The 15,419-nt window shown below is 53.0% G+C and carries 13 protein-coding genes; 8 read left to right on the forward strand and 5 right to left on the reverse strand.

Annotated features, from left to right (window positions below):
• Nucleotides 1–9: 9 nt before the first annotated feature.
• Both OLG56_RS18915 and OLG56_RS18920 read right to left on the reverse strand, forming a co-directional pair.
• A complete protein-coding gene (locus OLG56_RS18915; protein ID WP_058215747.1) occupies nt 10–1,380 on the reverse strand; it encodes an NAD-dependent succinate-semialdehyde dehydrogenase in 1,371 nt (456 codons plus the stop codon).
• Nucleotides 1,381–1,560: 180 nt separating this feature from the next.
• Nucleotides 1,561–2,514: an Rpn family recombination-promoting nuclease/putative transposase gene (locus OLG56_RS18920; RefSeq protein WP_061377140.1), complete on the reverse strand. Its 954-nt coding sequence runs from the start codon at nt 2,512–2,514 to the stop codon at nt 1,561–1,563.
• A 478-nt stretch (nt 2,515–2,992) separates the two neighbouring features.
• Between OLG56_RS18920 and mdtM the strand changes: the two genes are divergently transcribed.
• The 7 genes from mdtM (at nt 2,993) to hypT (ending at nt 11,209) form a co-directional block, all read left to right on the forward strand.
• On the forward strand, nt 2,993–4,234 hold the full coding sequence (gene mdtM, locus OLG56_RS18925) for a multidrug efflux MFS transporter MdtM (RefSeq protein WP_061377141.1): 1,242 nt from the start codon (nt 2,993–2,995) through the stop codon (nt 4,232–4,234).
• An 86-nt stretch (nt 4,235–4,320) separates the two neighbouring features.
• Complete coding sequence (locus OLG56_RS18930; protein WP_023219725.1) at nt 4,321–5,592, forward strand: DUF445 domain-containing protein; 1,272 nt, start codon at nt 4,321–4,323, stop codon at nt 5,590–5,592.
• Nucleotides 5,593–5,811: 219 nt separating this feature from the next.
• Nucleotides 5,812–6,996 carry an MFS transporter gene (locus tag OLG56_RS18935; RefSeq protein WP_000233266.1) on the forward strand — a complete coding sequence of 395 codons (1,185 nt, stop codon included), beginning with the start codon at nt 5,812–5,814 and terminating at the stop codon, nt 6,994–6,996.
• An 871-nt stretch (nt 6,997–7,867) separates the two neighbouring features.
• Complete coding sequence (locus OLG56_RS18940; RefSeq protein ID WP_000068752.1) at nt 7,868–8,539, forward strand: nucleoside recognition domain-containing protein; 672 nt, start codon at nt 7,868–7,870, stop codon at nt 8,537–8,539.
• On the forward strand, nt 8,536–8,997 hold the full coding sequence (locus OLG56_RS18945; RefSeq protein ID WP_000211979.1) for a YjiG family protein: 462 nt from the start codon (nt 8,536–8,538) through the stop codon (nt 8,995–8,997). The genes OLG56_RS18940 and OLG56_RS18945 overlap by 4 nt, the downstream gene beginning before the upstream one ends.
• Nucleotides 8,998–9,009: 12 nt before the next feature.
• Nucleotides 9,010–10,182 (forward strand): beta-aspartyl-peptidase, encoded by a 1,173-nt coding sequence (gene iadA, locus OLG56_RS18950; RefSeq protein ID WP_001113063.1) that lies wholly within the window; start codon nt 9,010–9,012, stop codon nt 10,180–10,182.
• Between the two features lie 118 nt (nt 10,183–10,300).
• Complete coding sequence (gene hypT / locus OLG56_RS18955; protein ID WP_061377143.1) at nt 10,301–11,209, forward strand: hypochlorite stress DNA-binding transcriptional regulator HypT; 909 nt, start codon at nt 10,301–10,303, stop codon at nt 11,207–11,209.
• Nucleotides 11,210–11,214: 5 nt separating this feature from the next.
• Here the strand turns inward: hypT and cuyB are convergent, their stop codons facing one another.
• Nucleotides 11,215–11,949: a cysteate racemase gene (cuyB, locus tag OLG56_RS18960; RefSeq protein ID WP_000683243.1), complete on the reverse strand. Its 735-nt coding sequence runs from the start codon at nt 11,947–11,949 to the stop codon at nt 11,215–11,217.
• A gap of 238 nt (nt 11,950–12,187) precedes the next feature.
• Nucleotides 12,188–12,718, reverse strand: a complete 531-nt coding sequence (locus OLG56_RS18965; RefSeq protein WP_000907671.1) for an Hcp family type VI secretion system effector — start codon at nt 12,716–12,718, stop codon at nt 12,188–12,190.
• A gap of 717 nt (nt 12,719–13,435) precedes the next feature.
• On the opposite strand from OLG56_RS18965, the gene trpS reads away from it, so the two are divergent.
• Entirely contained in the window at nt 13,436–14,449 is a 1,014-nt protein-coding gene (gene trpS, locus OLG56_RS18970; RefSeq protein ID WP_001094612.1) for a tryptophan--tRNA ligase, read from the forward strand.
• On the opposite strand, the gene uxuR is transcribed toward trpS, so the two are convergent.
• On the reverse strand, nt 14,450–15,223 hold the full coding sequence (gene uxuR, locus OLG56_RS18975) for a Uxu operon transcriptional regulator (protein WP_000841654.1): 774 nt from the start codon (nt 15,221–15,223) through the stop codon (nt 14,450–14,452). It abuts the gene before it with no gap.
• Nucleotides 15,224–15,419 lie beyond the last annotated feature (196 nt).

Raw genomic sequence — 15,419 nt, forward strand, 5'->3', positions numbered from 1 at the left:
CAACAGGGATTAGCGGCGCACCACTACCAGCTTCTGGTTCACAAACTCCTTAATCCCCAGATCCGATAGCTCGCGTCCGAAGCCCGAACGCTTAACGCCGCCGAACGGCAGCTCCGCTGCGGTATCGGTCAGCCAGTTGATATAAACCATCCCGGTTTCAATCCGGGAGGCCATGCGTTTAGCACGCTCAATATCCTGACTAAACACCGCGCCGCCCAGACCGTAGTGGGAATCGTTGGCGAGCTTTACCGCCTCGTCATCGTCTTTCACCACATACATCTGCGCCACCGGGCCGAAGAACTCTTCAAAGTACGCCGGATTGTCACGCGTAATGTGGGTCAGAATGGTCGGCTCAAAGAAGTTGCCTTTGCTTTCCAGCGGCTTGCCGCCAACGTGCAGCGTCGCGCCATTTTTCACCGCTTCCTCGACCTGTCTGGTCAATGTTTCCAGCGCATCTTTCGACGACAGCGGCCCCAGTTCGGTAGAAGCGTCCATCTGATCCCCCACCTTCACCTTCCTGAACGCCTCGGTGAACTGGCTGAGGAATTGATCGGCGATTTTCTCATGCAGGATAAAGCGCTTCGCCGCCGTACATACCTGCCCCGCATTAGTGAGCCGTGCCTGTACGCCAATTTTCACCGCTTTCTCAAGGTCGGCATCGTCCAGCACGACGAACACATCGTTCCCGCCCAGTTCCAGCGTCGATTTTTTAATGTGCTTCGCCGCCTGTGCCGCCACGGCGCTCCCCGCTTTTTCAGATCCGGTCAGCGCCGCGCCCTGCACGCGCGGGTCGGCGATGATGTTCGCCACCTGATCGGAGGAAATAAACAGGTTGGTCCATGCGCCTTCCGGCGCGCCGGCTTCACGCACCAGATGAGCAAACGTCTCGGCGCAGTGCGGTACGATGCTGGCATGTTTCGCCAGCACCGGGTTACCTGCGGCCAGGTTCGGCGCCAGCACACGCATCAACTGATAGTACGGGAAGTTCCACGGCTCAACAGCCATGATGACGCCAATCGGATGATGTTCTACCCACGCGTCGCCAAACTCGGTTTTATAAGGCACCGGAGCAAGAAACTGCTTCGCGTTATCCGCATAATAGCGAGCGATCTGCGCGCATAGTTTGACTTCGCCACGGCTTTGCTCGATGAGCTTGCCCATCTCCTGGCTGGCGATTTTTGCCAGTTCTTCAACACGGCTGTCGATCAAGTCAGCCAGCTTATGCAGTACCGGCAGACGTTGGTCAATCTCTCCCTTGGACCAGTCGGAGTGATAGAGCGCGTCAGCTTTTTGCAGCGCGGCTTCAATATCCGCGTCCGTGTGCGGGGGGTACTCTTTAATGAGCTGATTATTGGCAGGATTCACTGTCTGGTAAGCCATATCACATGTCTCCTTGTTATCGTCATTAAGGCAGCCGTAAATGCCGCTCAGAACAATAAGGGTAGTAGAGATGGCTGGCGCTATCGGTAAAGTTCGGTATATTCGTGAGGTTATCAGCGATAATTATAGAGAGCGTTGCCCGGCGGGCACCGGGCCTGCAACATTCAGACTGGAACCGCGTTAGTGGCTAACATCCTGAAGCTCTTCAGCCGTAAGGCCGGTGAACCGCTGGACAGTCTCGCGGTCAAGTCCGTCCGCCAGCATCTGTCTGGCGATACGCAATGCGGCAACGCGCTGACCTTTTTCCAGCCCTTTTTCTAATCCTTCCTCCAGACCGACCTGTCTTCCTTGCCGTTCCCCTTTTCTGCGATCCGCTGCGCGGATCCTCTCTATCAGCGTCATCAGTCTCTCCTTAGTGTGCGGGACATGCCCTACCACATCACGAATAAACGTGGTGAAACGAGGCGTATGTCCGTGCTGAATCATAAGATAATTAAACAGCGCTTTAAGCTGCCTGTCATTAGCGCAACCAGTAACTAACAGCGAAGCAATTCGTTCAACCAGTCCCAGCAGGTCGCGCTGGCGGATATGTTTTTGGATGAGCTCCAGCAGCGCAATGCGGCGGTGCTGCATAATGTCATCATCCGATACCACTGTAATATCGACCAGCGGAAAGGCAGCGGCATAGAGTCTTCTTGCCACTTCCGGGTTCGCAAACTCATCCAGCCAGCACAGCGAAAAAGGATACGGGCTATCAACACCGTGATAAAACAGCATCGGCACCACCAGCGGAAGATGCTTATGCCCCGCATCCAGATGCTGTTGCATTGCCGCCATCGCATACCGCATCAGCCGAAACGCCATATGCGCATCCGGCGTGCTCTGATGTTCAATCACGACATAGATATAACCGTCGCCCTCGCGCATTTTCAGCGACCAAAGCACATCGGAATAATAGGCTCGCAGATTTTTTTCAATAAAACTGCCGGGCTCCAGCTTTAGCGTCCGCAGGTCGCAAAGCTGGCGTAACGACACCGGCAGATGAATCTCCATAAAATCGCGGGCGGTTTCCGGGTGGCGCAAAAAGGTTTTAAACACCGCATCATGCGGTGTTGAGGTCGTCGATTTTTTCATGGCGCTCCGTCACCCCAAACCAGGATGCTGCGACTCTACCTCCTGAAAATTCCTTTCTCATCCGTACCTTTTCAGCATTGCGAGGCGCGACGAAAGATAAATCCTGTTATCTGTAATGCACATGCATTTTCGGAACTGAACACGCAAAATGCCAGTCTGCGCGCCCTGCCTTTATCTTTATTAACCAGACAAACTCTTTTGATTAACATCAAAATTTAATTACACTTAATGTGTATATTTTCCGTGCAACGTAAATTTCCCGAGGTGTGATGTGCTGATTGTTATCTGTAATCGCCACACGTTCTGACGAGATTCAGAACGCGTCTCTTCCTGTCTGTGTTTTCACCGGCAGCGTTTTTGATTACATGAAATTCAGTACATCCGCAGCCGCTGTTTCCATCGCCTGCCTGACGTCACGATGACGGTATTGAGTTTCGCTGTCCCATCATGGGGTTCTCCGACATGGAGCGCATTTTTTATGCAACGGATTATTCAGTTTTTCTCCCAACGCGCCACAACGTTATTTTTCCCGATGGCGCTGATTTTGTACGATTTTGCCGCCTATCTGACGACGGATCTGATTCAGCCTGGCATCATTAACGTCGTGCGCGATTTTAATGCTGACGTCAGTCTTGCGCCGGCCTCGGTCAGTCTCTATCTGGCAGGCGGAATGGCGTTGCAATGGCTTCTGGGGCCGCTATCCGACAGGATTGGCCGCCGGCCAGTGCTGATTGCAGGGGCATTAATTTTTACTCTCGCCTGCGCGGCAACGCTGTTGACGACCTCAATGACGCAGTTTCTGGTTGCCCGTTTTGTGCAGGGCACCAGCATTTGCTTTATCGCAACGGTCGGCTACGTCACGGTACAGGAGGCTTTCGGTCAAACCAAAGCCATTAAGCTGATGGCGATTATTACCTCCATTGTGCTGGTCGCTCCGGTTATCGGCCCGCTCTCCGGCGCCGCGCTGATGCACTTCGTTCACTGGAAGGTACTGTTCGGTATTATTGCGGTGATGGGACTGTTGGCGTTGTGCGGCCTGCTGCTGGCGATGCCAGAAACGGTGCAACGCGGCGCGGTGCCGTTCAGCGCGGTGAGCGTACTGCGCGATTTTCGTAATGTGTTTCGCAACCCGATTTTTCTCACCGGGGCGGCGACGCTGTCGTTGAGCTACATCCCGATGATGAGCTGGGTGGCGGTGTCGCCGGTGATCCTGATCGATGCCGGCGGGATGAGTACTTCGCAATTCGCCTGGGCGCAGGTGCCCGTATTCGGCGCGGTGATCGTGGCCAATATGATCGTTGTGCGCCTGGTGAAAGATCCAACCCGACCGCGTTTTATCTGGCGCGCCGTACCAATCCAGTTAAGCGGGCTGGCGACATTGCTCCTCGGTAATCTTCTTCTGCCGCACGTCTGGCTTTGGTCTGTGCTGGGCACCAGCCTGTACGCGTTCGGCATTGGCATGATTTTCCCGACGCTGTTTCGCTTCACGCTTCTCTCCAACAACTTGCCAAAAGGGACGGTTTCGGCCTCGCTGAACATGGTGATTCTGACGGTGATGGCGGTGTCGGTCGAAGTTGGCCGCTGGCTGTGGTTTCACGGCGGGAGACTGCCGTTTCACCTGCTGGCAGCGGTAGCCGGGGTGATCGTGGTCTTCACCCTGGCGACATTATTACAGCGCGTACGCCAGCATGAGGCAGCAGAACTGGCCGCTGAGAAGTAAACACTCTGCCGGATAGAGGCTTATCCGGCACAGGATAATCTGATGTTTTTTGCACGTTCCTACCGTCTGGCTCTATCCTTAACCCTATGAATAAAATCGCCGAACTCAAACGCGCCAAACGCCTGGCGCTCTCACTGTTGCTGATAGCCGCCGCGACGTTTGTGACCACGCTTTTCCTGCCGCCCAGTTTTTGGGTGCTGGGCATAAAAGCTATTGCCGAAGCGGCGATGGTTGGCGCGCTGGCGGACTGGTTTGCCGTGGTGGCACTATTTCGCCGCATTCCCATTCCGTTTATTTCACGACATACGGCGATTATTCCCCGTAATAAAGACCGAATCGGCGAAAATCTTGGGCAATTTGTGCAGGAGAAGTTCCTTGATACGCAGTCGCTGATCGCGCTAATCCGCCGCCATGAACCTGCGCTGCTTATCGGAAACTGGTTCAGCCAGCCGGGCAACGCCAGCCGGGTCGGGCAGCATCTGCTGCAAATTATGAGCGGCTTTCTGGAACTAACCGATGACGCCCGTATTCAGCGGCTGCTCAAGCGAGCGGTACATAAAGCGATTGATAAAGTGGATCTTTCCGGCACCAGCGCCCTGATGCTGGAAAGCATGACCAAAAACGATCGTCACCAGGTGTTACTCGATACGCTGATCGCCCAGCTTATCGCCCTGTTACAGCGTGACAGCTCCCGAACATTTATCGCCAGACAGATCATACGCTGGCTGGAGACCGAGCATCCGTTAAAAGCGAAGATTCTGCCGACCGAATGGCTGGGAGAACACAGCGCTGAACTGGTCTCCGACGCGGTGAATTCTCTGCTGGATGATATCAGTCACGATCGCGCGCATCAGATTCGTCATGCCTTCGATCGCGCGACGTATAAGCTGATCGATAAACTTAAACATGATCCGGAAATGGCTGCCCGGGCAGAAAACATTAAAAGTTACCTGAAGGAAGATGAGGCGTTTAACCGTTATCTCGGCGAGATCTGGGCGGATCTACGCCAGTGGTTAAAAACAGATATCAACGCCGAAGACTCGAAGGTAAAGCAGCGCATCGCTCATGCCGGACAATGGTTTGGCGAGACACTGATCGCCGACGACGCATTACGCGCCTCGCTTAACGGTCATCTGGAACAGGCCGCGCACCGCGTCGCGCCGGAATTCGCCGCCTTCCTGACGCGCCACATCAGCGATACCGTAAAAGGCTGGGATGCGCGCGATATGTCGCAGCAGATTGAGCTTAATATCGGTAAAGATTTGCAGTTTATCCGCGTGAACGGCACGCTGGTCGGCGGCGCTATTGGTCTGGTGTTATATTTACTGTCGCAAATACCGGCACTGCTCAGTATCTAAGAAGGGGAAGGCGCAATTCTCGTTCAGATTAACTGCCAAACCCCGCACGTGGGAGGCATTAATTTAATGTCATTTCCCACCGATGCCCCTCTTCTCAATCCGTTATTCGCCTGCGCTTCACTTTCTTTTCTTGCAAATTTGAAACATTAATTTTACTTTTTATTATCATTTACAACAACAATCCGGCATTCCTGCCTTACTTTAGCAAAGAGAAAAACCATGGTTCATGCTCAGAGCGCTTCACCTCGCCATCCCATTTTTACGGCGCTTTTCGGTATGATGGTATTGACGCTGGGGATGGGAGTTGGCCGCTTTCTGTATACGCCCATGCTGCCGGTAATGCTGGCGGAAAAGCAGCTAACGTTTAACCAACTCTCCTGGATTGCCAGCGCCAATTATGCAGGGTACCTGGCGGGAAGCTTACTGTTTTCCTTTGGCCTTTTTCATCTCCCCTCTCGTCTACGCCCCATGCTGCTGGCTTCGGCGGTCGCCACCGGTATTCTTATTCTGTCTATGGCGATATTTACTCAGCCCGCGGTCGTCATGTTGGTGCGCTTCCTGGCAGGTGTCGCGAGCGCGGGAATGATGATTTTTGGATCAATGATTGTGTTGCATCATACCCGCCATCCGTTTGTGATCGCCGCGCTCTTTTCCGGCGTCGGGGCCGGGATTGCACTGGGTAACGAATATGTCATTGGCGGTTTACATTATGCGCTTTCGGCCCATTCGCTATGGCTGGGGGCCGGAGCGCTCGCCGGTATATTGCTATTAATCGTGGCAATGTTGATTCCCCCCCGCGCTCATGCGCTGCCGCCTGCGCCTTTAGCAAGAATCGAAAATCAGCCTATGCCCTGGTGGCAACTGGCGCTGTTGTACGGTTTCGCCGGATTCGGCTACATCATTGTCGCTACCTATTTGCCGTTGATGGCGAAAAGCGCGGGCTCTCCGCTACTCACGGCGCACCTTTGGTCGTTGGTCGGCCTGGCGATCATTCCCGGCTGCTTCGGCTGGCTGTGGGCGGCAAAACATTGGGGCGTCCTGCCATGCCTGACCGCGAATCTGTTGATCCAGAGCGCCTGCGTGCTGCTGTCTCTCGCCAGCGACTCGTTGTTGCTGTTAATACTGAGCAGTATTGGTTTTGGCGCCACGTTTATGGGCACAACCTCGCTGGTGATGCCGCTTGCCCGACAACTCAGCGCGCCGGGTAATATTAATTTGTTAGGCCTGGTGACGCTAACGTATGGTATTGGGCAAATTCTCGGTCCGCTCGCCGCCAGTCTGTCAGGCAATGGCGCGTCGGCAATTATCAACGCCACGCTTTGCGGCGCCGCGGCGCTCTTTTTTGCCGCGCTGATCAGCGCCGCGCAGCAGATAAAACAAAAACGGTTTGTGATACGTGAATAAGCGGTAGAGTAAACTCGCGCTCTCCGCACCGGGTTGTATCTTTAACGCTATTCGCGGCACAATGCGGATCTGTTTTTAATAGCACATCCTCAACACGTTATTTCAAGTTAAAAATGACACTAAAAACCACGCTTGTTTTATGGTTTTTGGTGTTATCAATCTGCCTATTATTTTATATACCCTTCATACTTTTAGTTGCTTATGTGTTGGCTACGGATTACCCGGCCCATCCATAGGCCTCGCCCTGACGGGCCGTTGCTCACCCCAGTCACATAGTTATCTATGCTCCTGGGGACTCACTCCCTTGCCGCCTTTAAGCAACTCGAATTATTTTGGCTATATATCCCATTATGATGATTATCGCGCCCTTTCAAATCATCACAATTATAAATAAATCACATCATGAAATTAATTAGATGATTCGTTTTTTATTACCTGCCCGTAGGATTCTTAGGGCGCAAACTGACCCATCAGCGGCTACTGACCTGACCGTGACAATTCCTCTTAAGGCATGAAAAATTACAGTAAAAAGTAAAATTTAGGTTAAAAAATCCTATTTTTTAACAACGATAATTAAGTGGCGTGAAATTGACTAACGTCAAATTTATTTCCTCTTTTTCCTGCTCCCGGCTCCGGCCTGCGTCAACACCTGTTTCTTTGCTTTTTTTACCTCGCGTTATACCGTCCACGGTTCCCCGCGCCTCCGGCAGTAGCGAGGATGGTGATTTTTCGCGCTGCCATGCAAGAAACGCATAGCACGATACATACTTGCATTTTGTCCTTACCCTTATGGCTGATAAGGTCTTTCTGTTTCGGGCTTTTTGGCCTGTGGCTACAACCAACACATCATCAAAAAAATTCGGGGATCGCTATGGCGCAACAAGTGGACGGGGCGGCCATGCCGCTTGATACAGAAAAGGTCGGGATAAAGGGATACCTGGCGTTTTTTCTCACCATTATTTTCTTTTCCGGCGTATTTTCCGGAAGCGAAGGCTGGTGGCGCGTTTTTGATTTTACCGTACTCAACGGGTCATTCGGTCATGTGACCGGTACGCAGACCTTTCGCGGCGCGGGCGGAACGGGCGCGAAAGATGGCTTCCTTTTTGCGCTGGAGCTGGCACCGTCGGTTATCCTTTCTCTGGGTATCATCGCGATTACGGATGGACTGGGCGGTCTGCGGGCGGCACAGCAATTGATGACGCCCATCCTGAAACCATTGCTTGGCATTCCCGGCATTTGCTCACTGGCGCTGATCGCCAACCTGCAAAATACCGACGCCGCGGCGGGTATGACCAAAGAGCTGGCGCAGGAAGGCGAAATCACCGAACGCGATAAAGTGATTTTTGCCGCCTGGCAGACCAGCGGCAGCGCTATTATCACCAACTATTTCTCCTCCGGCGTTGCGGTATTCGCCTTTCTGGGGACGTCAGTCATCATTCCGCTGGTGGTCATTCTGCTATTCAAATTTATCGGCGCAAACCTTTTGCGCGTCTGGATTAACATCGAAGAACGCCGTCACCCTGCGCAAGGAGCCCAATCATGACGACTCAGGTACGTAAGAATGTCATGGATATGTTTATCGATGGCGCACGCCGCGGTTTTACCATCGCCACGACCAACCTGTTACCCAATGTGGTCATGGCATTTGTCATTATTCAGGCGCTGAAAATTACCGGTCTGCTCGACTGGGTAGGCCATATCTGCCAGCCCGTGATGGCGTTGTGGGGGCTTCCCGGCGAAGCGGCTACGGTGCTTCTGGCTTCGCTGATGAGTATGGGCGGCGCCGTTGGCGTGGCGGCCAGTCTGGCTACCGCCGGCGCGCTAAGCGGCCACGATGTTACCGTACTACTGCCAGCCATTTACCTGATGGGAAACCCGGTACAGAATGTCGGCCGCTGTCTCGGTACTGCCGAAGTCAACGCCAAATATTACCCGCATATTATCGCAGTCTGCGCCATCAATGCGCTGCTGTCGATCTGGGTCATGCAGCTTATTGTTTAATAAGGAGTTATCATGCCTGATTTATCCGCCGCGGAGTTTACCTTATTACAGGGTGCGCACCTGTTTGCGCCAGAAGACCGGGGCATCTGCGATGTTCTACTCGCGAATGGCAAAATTATTGCCGTCGGCGCTGACATCCCCGGCGATATCGTACCGGACTGTACGGTGATTAATCTTAGCGGCCGTATGCTGTGCCCGGGCTTTATCGACCAACACGTTCATCTGATCGGCGGCGGCGGCGAAGCGGGGCCGACGACGCGGACGCCGGAAGTCTCCCTGAGCCGCCTGACGGAAGCCGGGATAACAACGGTCGTCGGCCTGCTTGGCACCGACTCCGTTAGCCGTCATCCCGCGTCGCTGTTAGCCAAAACGCGAGCGCTAAATGAGGAGGGGATCACCGCCTGGATGCTCACGGGCGCTTATCACGTTCCGTCGCCGACCATTACTGGCTCGGTAGAAAAAGACGTCGCGCTGATCGATCGCGTCATTGGCGTGAAATGCGCAGTCTCCGACCACCGTTCCGCCGCGCCCGGCGGGAATCAACTCGCCAGCATGGCCGCCGAATCACGCGTTGGCGGCCTGCTGGGCGGCAAACCCGGTGTCAGCGTTTTTCATATGGGCAGCAGCAAAAAAGGGTTACAGCCGCTGTATGACATCCTGGAACACAGCGACGTGCCGATCGGTAAACTGCTGCCTACCCACGTCAACCGTAGCGAATCTCTTTTCGAGCAGGCGCTGGCGTTTGCGCTTAAAGGCGGCGTAATCGACATTACCACCAGTATCCCGGATCCTGTCGCGCCGGCGGAGGGCATTGCCAGAGCGATAAAAGCCGGCGTCCCGCTTTCCCGGGTGACGCTCAGTTCAGACGGCAACGGCAGCCAGCCGCTATTTGACGCTGCCGGAAATCTGACGGGCATCGGCGTCGCGGGCTTCGAAAGTTTGCTGGAGACGTTGCAGACGCTGGTTAACCACTACGGATTCAGCCTGACCGATGCTCTGCGTCCGCTGACGACCAGCGTAGCCGCCTTCCTCAGTCTGGACGGCAAAGGCGAAATCCGTCCCGGTAACGATGCGGATCTGCTCGTCTTTAGCGCAGATTTACGCATTGAGCAGGTGTATGCGCGCGGCAAACGCATGGTCAATGAGGGGAAAGCCTGCGTAAAAGGTACCTTTGAACCGGCGTAATTCCCGCTAGTTTCAGGCTGCCCCATCACGGCATTCTGAAAGAGGACGGGATAAGCGGTTGTCAGCCGCCCGAATGGACGTAGAATGCCCTTTCGGGCGGCTGACAGGATAACGGTAAATGGATGTAACTGGAGCAGGTTTGCACAATATTGAGACAAAATGGCTGTATGATTTTCTGACGCTGGAAAAGTGCCGCAATTTCTCTCAGGCCGCCATTATCCGCAACGTATCGCAACCCGCTTTTAGCCGGCGGATTCGCGCCCTGGAACATGCCGTGGGCGTTGAACTATTTAACCGACAGGTCTCGCCGCTACAGCTTTCCGAACAGGGTAAAATCTTTCACTCCCAGGTTCGCCACCTGTTACAGCAACTGGAAAGTAATCTGACCGAACTGCGCGGCGGCAGCGATTATACGCTGCGTAAAATCAAGATTGCCGCCGCCCACTCGCTCTCCCTCGGCCTGTTACCGACCATCGTTAAGCAGATGCCGACGCAGTTTACCTACGCCGTTGAGGCAATAGATGTCGACCAGGCGGTGGATATGTTACGTGAGGGGCAAAGCGATTTTATCTTTTCTTATCACGATGAAAACCTGCAACAAGCGCCGTTTGATAACATCCGCCTGTTTGAGTCGAGACTGTTTCCGGTTTGCGCCAACAATGGCCGGGACGAGCCGCGCTATACGCTTGAGCAGCCGCACTTTCCCCTGCTTAATTACAGTCAGAACTCCTATATGGGCCGGCTGATAAATCGTACGTTGACTCGCCATGCTGAACTGAGTTTCAGTACATTTTTCGTCTCTTCGATGAGTGAATTGTTAAAACAGGTTGCGATGGACGGCTGCGGAATCGCCTGGTTGCCCGAATATGCTATCCGTCAGGAGATTACTGACGGGCGCCTGATCGTGCTTGATGCCGACGAACTGGTTATCCCGATCCAGGCTTATGCTTATCGCATGAATACCCGCATGAGTCAGGTAGCCGAAACATTTTGGCGCGACCTGCGTGGGCTTCAGGCCGCACTGTAAACACATCAGGCGGTAAGGCGTTGTTCCCCGGTCAAAGAGGCGCGGGTGTCCGGCCAGGACTCATACCAACGAATCGCCGCGCGCACCAGCGACGCTGTGGAATCAATCATCGGGCACGCTATCGCGCGTTCATGTCCGGCCACAATAAGCGGAATTTCGGTACACCCCATAATAATTGCCTGCGCGCCACGGGCAATAAGGCTATCGATTTGCGGCAGCAGCAGCGCTTGCGCCGCAGTTTTATCGCCACGTTTAAGCGTATAAATAGCCTGCATTACCAACGCCTGCCCCGCGTCTTCCGGCTGAATTAACGTCAGCCCCCGCGCCAGAGCTTTCTTTTGATATAACCCGGTCGCCAGCGTCGCATTGGTCGCCAGCAGACCAACGTGCCGCGCCGATGGCGGAATATCCCCCAGGGTAGCGTCCAGAATGCTGATCATTCGCGCTTTCGCGACGTTCTGTAAATCATCAAACCAATAATGCGCAGTGTTGCATGGGATAACGATACACTCCGCCCCGGCGTCTTCCAGCATATGCAGATAACGCTCCAGATAACGGAATGGCGAAGGCCCGCCGGATAACAGACATGCTGTACGATCGGGAATATCAGGAATAGAGCTGACAATGAGCGGGATGTGTTGTTGATCACAACTGGCATGTCGTAATTCAACAAATTTTTCCAACATATCCGCCGTTGCCGCAGGTCCCATCCCCCCCAGTATCCCAATGGTGTGTTTCATCGCTTTTCCCGCTTATTTACGTCAAGGTCAGAAACACACTATCAACTTGATGTGTATATAAAAAATGCCGTTTTATTAGCGGCTATGCGTAAAAATCATAACGGGTGTAAGGGCCACGCGTTATCGCCTTTTCTGGCAATCGATTGGTTACATGAGCGCTCCTCGACCTTCGCAAGCCGCTAAATGCCATTTCGCTACACCGCATTGCCCACTGCGAGTCCGCACGCTTGTTTTATCCTCATCGCCACAGCGCCTGTCGGTGAAGGGGCCGCCGTGTTTTGCTTTTCGACGCTAATGCGGGAATATCCCAGCGAATATGGCTATAAACCAAATCCACGGTCTCCGTGGCGCTGCCTTCGGCGTCGCCATGATTGCTCATGCGTGAAATCCGCACATTGGTGAGCGTATAAATAATAAATGGCAGCATTGCGCCCTTATCACGACGGCATAATGTCAGCACGCCTTCTTTCACCGTTTTCCCGTTACAATAGTGCTCATAGAGGCCAGGCGTAGCAAGATCGACAGGCTTTGTCAGCGTCAATCCTCCAATATATGTCCCTCTCGCTTCGCCGGACTCCCGTTTCGTCGGGTTGTGGTTGTAAGCAATAAGTTTTATTTGGTTTTCAAAACCTTTGATCCGGCTTTCGCCTTCAATACCGTCCAGTTTTAAATAGATGGCGTCCATCCCCCCTCCGTGATTATCATGCGGCAAAGCAGGCTGACAAGGACGGAACGCCAACAATGAAAGAACGTTCCATTTTCCAGCCATTTCGTTGGTGTCTCTGTATACCAGATTAAATACCGACAATCTGCTATAACTGGATTCTTGCTAAATACCTTCTGCCATCAACAATCCATTTTACAATAGCGCTACTGACCTGAAATCTATTACGCCTGGCATTCAAGCATCGTTTCCTGAATAACCATAGCCGCTATAAGAACCATATCAAAAAAGAAATATCAATATCATTTCTTATTTTTATCCGAGAAATTACTTAATTACACAGAATCGGAATATAGACAATTCTTATTCCTTTTCACATCAATGGGTTTTTTAGACTTTTGTCATATCGAAAACAACCATTCCAATAGAACATATTTACTATGTGAATATATTTAATGTTTTTATCGCGCGCAGTGTTATCACAGTAATAAATGATTTGCATCAAAAATGCGCCTTTCAGCGCCACGTATTTTTGAGCAGCAAATTATAAAATCGCGTTTCAAAGTCAGTAACATGTTCTCTGTTCAGGCGATATGACTTTATACCCGAACGACACGCCAGCCGCTTTACCCTTACGTTTAGTCGTGATACGTTAGATCACATGAACACGAAACGATCCAACGCTACGCAACGTCATCTCCGCTGGTGGCTGCCTTCCTGAAGGCGGCACGGATCACTATCCCTCTTTAAGTAGCCGCCGAAAGGCGGCTACTGTGTTTCGGGACGTCTTTCGGCTTTACAGTAAGCATAAAGGAGTCCTTAATGAACACCCTTCCCATCATTCTGACTGGCGATCGCCCCACCGGCTCGTTGCACCTCGGCCATTATGTCGGTTCACTGCGCCAGCGCGTCGCGCTACAGCAGGATCACCAACAGTATGTCCTGATTGCCGACCTGCAGGGACTCACCGATAACGGCAGTAATCCGCAAAAAATCCGCGATAATATTCCGCAAGTGTTAGCTGACTATCTGGCCGTCGGCATCGATCCCGCGCTGACGACGATCTGCCTGCAATCCGCGTTACCCGCCCTCGCCGAATTAACGGTGCTGTATATGAATATCGTTACCGTCGCCCGGGTGGAGCGTAATCCTACGGTAAAAAATGAGATTGCCCAAAAAGGCTTTACCCGTTCCCTGCCGGTCGGGTTCATGGCGTATCCCATTAGCCAGGCGGCAGATATCACCGCCTTTAAGGCCGAAATGGTACCGGTTGGCGACGACCAATTGCCAATGATTGAGCAAACGAATGAGATCGTTCATAAGATGAATAGTCTTTTCTCCTCGCCGGTATTGCGACCCTGTCAGGCGCTCCTGAGCGATACGGGCCGTCTGCCCGGCATTGACGGCAGCGCCAAGATGTCGAAATCGCTCGGCAATACCCTGCTTCTTTCCGCCAGCGAAGAGACCATCCACCGTGCGGTCAGCGCGATGTACACCGATCCCAATCATTTAAAAATTAGCGATCCGGGAAAAATAGAAGGTAACGTCGTCTTTACGTGGCTGGATGCGTTCCATCCGGATAAAGCCAAAGTCGCGGCGATGAAAGTACATTATCAACAAGGCGGATTAGGCGATCGTGTCTGTAAAAATGAGCTGGAGACCTGCCTGCAAGAACTGATCGCGCCAATACGCGAACGGCGGGCAACCTTTATTGCGGATAAGGGAATGCTAATGGAATTGCTGAAAAAAGGTAGCGAGCGGGCGCATGAGGTCACTCAAAAGACGCTACAGGAAGTAAAACGTGGACTGGGTCTGCCCACGCTATTCCAGGTATAATCAGGCATCAACGTTGTCCAGCGGCCATGACTCAAACAGATAGCCATCAAAGTAGATGTCATCAACATTGGAAAACTCCAGCAGACGCTGCTTCACGTTTTCCAGGTGCTGCCACATCGCCAGCTTCGCTGCGCGGGCGTCTTTCTTAATTAACGCCGCGAGGATCTGCTTATGATCAACCAGCCACTCCTTACGGTAAAGCGTATCGCCCAGATGGCTATGAAGCTGGAGCCACATCGGATTATTTTCACGCCATTGCCAGGACTGGCGGAAGAGCTCTACCAACATACTGTTATGGGTCGCTTCGGCAATGGCCAGATGAAACTGCATATCGCCGCTTTCTGAGCCGCCCGGCGCGCTGGAGGCGAGCTCTCGCTCTTCCAGTTGTAACGCCTGGCGCATTTTAATGATGTCCTCGCGGGTGGCCTGCAGAGCGGCAAATTCAGCGATATTGCTTTCCAGCAACTGACGCGCCTGTAACAGTTCAAACGGCCCGGCGTCATTACAGTGATTGACGTCAGCGCCTTCCATCTCGTTATTATCCGCGCTGTCGAGCACGTAGATCCCGGCGCCGCGGCGGACTTCAACCAGACCTTTAATTTCCAACATGATCAGCGCTTCACGCACGACGGTACGCGTCACATTGAGCCTCTCAGCGATCTCTCTTTCCGGCGGCAAGCGCTCCCCAGGGCGGTACGGCGTCTGAACAATCAGATCCCGTATCATTGCGCCCACTTCCTGGTAAGGTCTTTGCTGAGAAGTGTTTGATTTCATATTGGTCGTGCCCGTCCGATGCGATTTCCCGGTATCAGACTATAGCATTTGTAAAGAGGGATAGCACGCGTAGCACACCAAAAACGCGAAACTGGTCAACCAACAAAATAATAATGCGCCCCGTTTCGCTAGTGAGGCCAGATAAAAGGAAAGGCAATAGACAATACACGACTGATGTTCCACCTTTAGCCCTGAT

It is taken from the genome of Salmonella sp. 2018103, from assembly GCF_026247685.1.
GTDB classification, from domain to species: Bacteria; Pseudomonadota; Gammaproteobacteria; order Enterobacterales; family Enterobacteriaceae; genus Salmonella; species Salmonella enterica.

Bases quoted from the DNA above. Each gene is read 5' to 3' on its own strand.
- OLG56_RS18915 (WP_058215747.1), bottom strand. From the start codon at position 1,380: ATGGCTTACCAGACAGTGAATCCTGCCAATAATCAGCTCATTAAAGAG.
- cuyB (WP_000683243.1), bottom strand. From the start codon at position 11,949: ATGAAACACACCATTGGGATACTGGGGGGGATGGGACCTGCGGCAACG.
- iadA (WP_001113063.1), top strand. From the start codon at position 9,010: ATGCCTGATTTATCCGCCGCGGAGTTTACCTTATTACAGGGTGCGCAC.
- OLG56_RS18940 (WP_000068752.1), top strand. From the start codon at position 7,868: ATGGCGCAACAAGTGGACGGGGCGGCCATGCCGCTTGATACAGAAAAG.
- OLG56_RS18965 (WP_000907671.1), bottom strand. From the start codon at position 12,718: ATGGCTGGAAAATGGAACGTTCTTTCATTGTTGGCGTTCCGTCCTTGT.
- hypT (WP_061377143.1), top strand. From the start codon at position 10,301: ATGGATGTAACTGGAGCAGGTTTGCACAATATTGAGACAAAATGGCTG.
- uxuR (WP_000841654.1), bottom strand. From the start codon at position 15,223: ATGAAATCAAACACTTCTCAGCAAAGACCTTACCAGGAAGTGGGCGCA.
- OLG56_RS18930 (WP_023219725.1), top strand. From the start codon at position 4,321: ATGAATAAAATCGCCGAACTCAAACGCGCCAAACGCCTGGCGCTCTCA.
- trpS (WP_001094612.1), top strand. From the start codon at position 13,436: ATGAACACCCTTCCCATCATTCTGACTGGCGATCGCCCCACCGGCTCG.
- OLG56_RS18920 (WP_061377140.1), bottom strand. From the start codon at position 2,514: ATGAAAAAATCGACGACCTCAACACCGCATGATGCGGTGTTTAAAACC.
- OLG56_RS18945 (WP_000211979.1), top strand. From the start codon at position 8,536: ATGACGACTCAGGTACGTAAGAATGTCATGGATATGTTTATCGATGGC.
- mdtM (WP_061377141.1), top strand. From the start codon at position 2,993: ATGCAACGGATTATTCAGTTTTTCTCCCAACGCGCCACAACGTTATTT.
- OLG56_RS18935 (WP_000233266.1), top strand. From the start codon at position 5,812: ATGGTTCATGCTCAGAGCGCTTCACCTCGCCATCCCATTTTTACGGCG.